Annotated in this window: 4 protein-coding genes; all 4 read right to left on the minus strand. The window is 67.7% G+C overall.

The annotated features are described in order from the left end of the window. The coding region (locus VFW69_RS05920) for a DUF58 domain-containing protein (RefSeq protein ID WP_526499128.1) at nt 1-698 on the minus strand (698 nt) is incomplete at its 3' end. Nucleotides 699-751: 53 nt separating this feature from the next. Continuing rightward, nucleotides 752-1,882: a chaperone MoxR1 gene (gene moxR1 / locus VFW69_RS05925; protein WP_526499130.1), complete on the minus strand. Its 1,131-nt coding sequence runs from the start codon at nt 1,880-1,882 to the stop codon at nt 752-754. A gap of 171 nt (nt 1,883-2,053) precedes the next feature. Beyond that, nucleotides 2,054-2,788, minus strand: coding sequence for an NlpC/P60 family peptidoglycan endopeptidase RipB (gene ripB / locus VFW69_RS05930; RefSeq protein WP_526499134.1), 735 nt, complete (start codon nt 2,786-2,788; stop codon nt 2,054-2,056). A gap of 25 nt (nt 2,789-2,813) precedes the next feature. Further along, nucleotides 2,814-4,262 carry an NlpC/P60 family peptidoglycan endopeptidase RipA gene (ripA, locus tag VFW69_RS05935; RefSeq protein WP_526499132.1) on the minus strand — a complete coding sequence of 483 codons (1,449 nt, stop codon included), beginning with the start codon at nt 4,260-4,262 and terminating at the stop codon, nt 2,814-2,816. Nucleotides 4,263-4,289: the final 27 nt, after the last annotated feature.

Raw genomic sequence — 4,289 nt, forward strand, 5'->3', positions numbered from 1 at the left:
TCCTGCAGGATGACGTCACCGACGTCGGGCAACTCGACGTCGCGCGGGTCGAGGATCTCGATGCCGAGCACTTCGTGGCGGGCGGCGATGGCTCGCAGCGGACGCATCCAGTTGATCGGGCCGAGGAAGTCGCTGATTATCACCGCCATCCCGCGGCGGCGTTCCGGGCGGCGCAGCGCGTCGATGGCGATCGCCAGGTCACCGCGCACCCCGGCCGGGGCCTTGGGCATGGTCGCGATGGTGCGCAACAGCGTCTGTTGGTGCTGTCGCCCGGAGCGCGCCGGCACCCGGGTCATCGTGGCGCCGTTGGCAACCAGGGCACCGAGCCGGTTGCCGCCACCGCTGTTGAGGTAGGTGATGGCCGCCGCGGCGGCAACCGCCAGGTCCCGTTTCTCACAGATGGCGGTGCCGAAGTCCAGGCTGGCCGACATGTCGACCACCAGCCAGGTTTCCAGCTCGCGGTCGGCGATCATCTGCCGCACGTGCGGGTGCATCGTGCGCGCGGTGACGGCCCAGTCCATGCGACGGACGTCGTCGCCGGGCTGGTACTCGCGCGACTCGCCCGGCTCCGAGCCCGGGCCCGGGATCAGGCCGAGGTGATCGCCGTGCAGCACACCGTCGAGCTTGCGTTTGACGGTGAGTTCCAGGGTGCGCAGCGCCGCCGCCAGCTTGGGGTCATCGATCTGACCCCGCTGCATCGATGGCGGATGAACAACAGCCGCGGGCCCACCCGCGGCGGATCTAGCGTCGGTCACCGACCGCTGGCCGCGCCGGCGGGTTGCATCACCGGGGGCACCGAATGACCTTGCTGCGGAACGGCATTCACCTGAGGCAGGGCCACCGTCTGCAGCACCCGGTTGATCACGATCTCCGGCGAGATCTCGTCGGCCAGCGCGTCGTAGGTGAGCACCAACCGGTGCCGCAGCACGTCGGGGATGACGTCCACGACGTCTTGCGGGATCACGTAGTCGCGGCCGCGGACCAGCGCCAGCGACCGAGACGCGGCGATGATGCCCAGCGAGGCGCGCGGGGACGCACCGAACGAGATCCACGTCTTGACGTCGTTCATGCCGAGCTGCTCGGGATGGCGGGTGGCGGTCACAACGCGCACCACGTAATCCACCAGCGCGTGGTGGACGAAGCCGTTGGCCGCGATGTCCTGCAGCCGCAGCAGGTCGCCGGTGTTCAGGATCTGCTTGGGCTCCGGCGGGCGCACGCCCATCCGATAGATGATCTCGCGCTCCTCCTCGGGCGACGGGTAACCGACGTTGATCTTGAACAGGAAGCGGTCACGCTGGGCTTCGGGCAGCGGGTACACACCCTCGTGCTCGATCGGGTTCTGCGTCGCCATCACCAGGAACGGGTTGGGCAGCGGGAATCTCTTGCCACCAATCGACACCTGACGTTCTGCCATCACCTCCAGCAGCGCCGACTGCACCTTGGCCGGCGCGCGGTTGATTTCGTCGGCGAGCAGGAAGTTGGCGACCACCGGGCCGAGTTCGGTGTCGAACTCTTCCTTACCCTGCCGGTAGATGCGGGTACCGATGATGTCGGTGGGCACCAGGTCGGGCGTGAACTGGATCCGCGCGAACGTCCCGCCGACCACCTTGGCGAACGTCTCGACGGCCAGCGTCTTGGCAACGCCGGGGACACCTTCGAGCAGCACGTGTCCCTTCGACAGCAGGCCGACCAGCATGCGCTCCACGAGCTGGTCCTGGCCGACGATGATGCGTTTGACCTCGAAGATGGCCCGCTCCAGGGTCTGCACCTCGGCGGCCAGTCCATTGCCGCCGCCTGCCGGCGCTTCGTGAGCCGGGCCGGATTGCCCGCCCGGGCCCGAGTAACCGCTGGCGCCTGGCGGCGGCCCACCTGCTGCTGTCATGAACTGCTACCTTCCACCGCTCAACCGACAAAGCTCAATCGGACACGACTGCTGGCACGACGGATGTCGTGGGGCAGCGACGTGCCCGCGTCCAACTATTCCAGGCCCACCGAATTCCGTCGACGCTGGTGCACCCGTCGCGGCGACCCGCCCGCCAAATCGCACTCGGGGTCAGTACTCGATGATCCTGGTCAGGAGCGGGGTCATGCCGGGCTTACGAACCGGGCTGACCGTAACCTTCGCGGCGCTGCCCGATGCCTCCAGCATCTGACCGTTGCCCAGGTACATCGTGACGTGCTGGCTGCCATTCGGGCCGTAGAAGATCAGGTCGCCGCGCCTGGCCTGATCCGGCGGGATGTGGCGTCCGGCGTTGTATTGGTCACCGGAGAACCGCGGGATCAGCACGCCGACACCGGCGAACCCGTACCGCATCAGGCCCGAGCAGTCGAAACCGGTGATATTGGCGCCGTCGCCGACGCCCTTGCTCGGGCCGTCCAGCGAACCACCGCCCCAGGAATACGGCACTCCCATTTGGGAGCCCATCCGGCGGATCACGTACTCGATGGCCTGCCGGCCGTTTGCCCGCGGAATCTTGCCGCCGGGGTTGCTAGGAGAGCTCGCCGCAGCGGGAGGATCGCCGCCGAGGTTGATCCCGAGCCCGCTCAAGAATTGTTTGCCCAGGTCCATCGTGGTCTGGGTGGCCTGAGCGGTGGCCTGTAGCGAGGCGTTGGCGACGGCGAGCGGGTCTCCGGGCGCTCCGGCACTGATCTGGGCCGGCAGGGTTGGGTCCCACTCCCCGGGGTCGGCACCGGCAAGGGGAGAAGGGGGGACAGGAGAAAACATCAGCCCGGTCACCACTGCGGTGATCCAGGCGAAGTTGACGAGACGAAACCGATTGCGGCGCATGGCTCCTCGTTCAGCACTCACTCGATCACCACTCGATGTATCGGATCACGTAGGGCGTCATGCCGCTGGTGCGCACCGGGGCGACACGGACCTTCAACCCGATGTCGGGGGCTTCGAGCATCTGGCCGTCGCCGAGGTAGATCGTCACGTGCTGGCTGCCGCCCGGGCCATAGAAGATGACGTCGCCGCGACGCATTTGAGAGGACGGGATCTTGCGGCCCAGGTTGTACTGCGAGCCCGAGTAGTGCGGCAGCTTGATGCCCACCCCGGCGAATGAATACAGCACCAGACCCGAACAGTCGAAGCCGGTGATGCCGGCACCGGAGTCGATGCCCTTACTCGGGCCGGCCGCGTTGCCGCCGCCCCAGGAGTAGGGCACGCCGATCTGCGACATGCCGCGCCGGATCACGTATTCGGTGGCCTGCCGCCCGTAGACCCGGGGAATGCGCCCCCCGACCCCCCCGGGCGCCGCATTGGTGATGCCGGTGTCGTCGGGCTTGAGGATGCCCATCTGCTGCAGGAAGTTGCGGCCCAGACCGGCGGTGACCTGAGTCGAGGTGGCCGAGATGCCGAGCACCTGGTTGATCACCGCGATCGGGTCGCCGGGAACGTTGGCGCTCGGGATCATCGGCAACGTGGGGTCCCAGGCGCCATCCCACTGACGGCCCCCGGCCGACGGCGCAGGAGCGCCCGGTGACCCGGTCTCCCACCGGTCACCCGATGCCGGCGCTCCGGGCCCGCCGGCACCCGCGGACCAAAGACGCGCAGCCTCGCGCTTGGCCGCGTCGAGCTTGGCCTGAGCCTGATCTCGTTCGGCGGCAAGGCGAATGATGTCTTCGCGTTGCTGGTCGAACTTCTGCTTGGAGTTGCTCAGCGCCGCTACGGCGGCGTCCTGGCTGGACTTGGCGTCCGCGGCGGCCTTGTCGGCGTTCTGCTTGGCCAGCCGCGCCGCCGATTCCTTGTTCACCTGCTCGGTGCGGGCCTGCTGCAGCTTGGCCAGCACGGTCTGTGAGCTCGTGGTCAGGTTCTTGGCGGCGGCTTCGGTGGCAATGATGTCGTCGGGGTTGCTCGCGGTCAGGTAGCTGTTCGAGGGACCATTCATATAGGTGGCCGCCGCGAACGTGTCGAAGCGATGCTGCGCCCCGGCGATGGCGATGTTGGCGTCTTTGACCGACTGCTGGCTGGTGTCCAGGTCGTGTTGGGTGGTGGTCGCGTTGTCCCGTGCGGTCTCGACGTCGACCAAGGCCTTGTTGACGCTTTCTTGTTCGGTCTGGATCTCGGCGCTCAGGTTCTGCAGCCGCTGGTTGGCTTTGGCGACGTCGGCGATGAGTGCGGCCAGGTTGTCGGCGGTGGGATCGGCCTCCGCGAGGCCGGGCGTCGCTATCAGAAGGACCAGGCTCAAAACGGATGGGACGACGGGCCGCGCCAGCCTCGCGGCCGGTCGCGCAGAAGACCCCCAGCGTGTGCGTCTCATTCGACTCAGGTCTCCTACGGCTCAACA

Origin of the sequence: Mycobacterium sp. (genome assembly GCF_036273375.1) — a bacterium.
In the GTDB taxonomy this organism is placed as follows: Bacteria; Actinomycetota; Actinomycetes; order Mycobacteriales; family Mycobacteriaceae; genus Mycobacterium.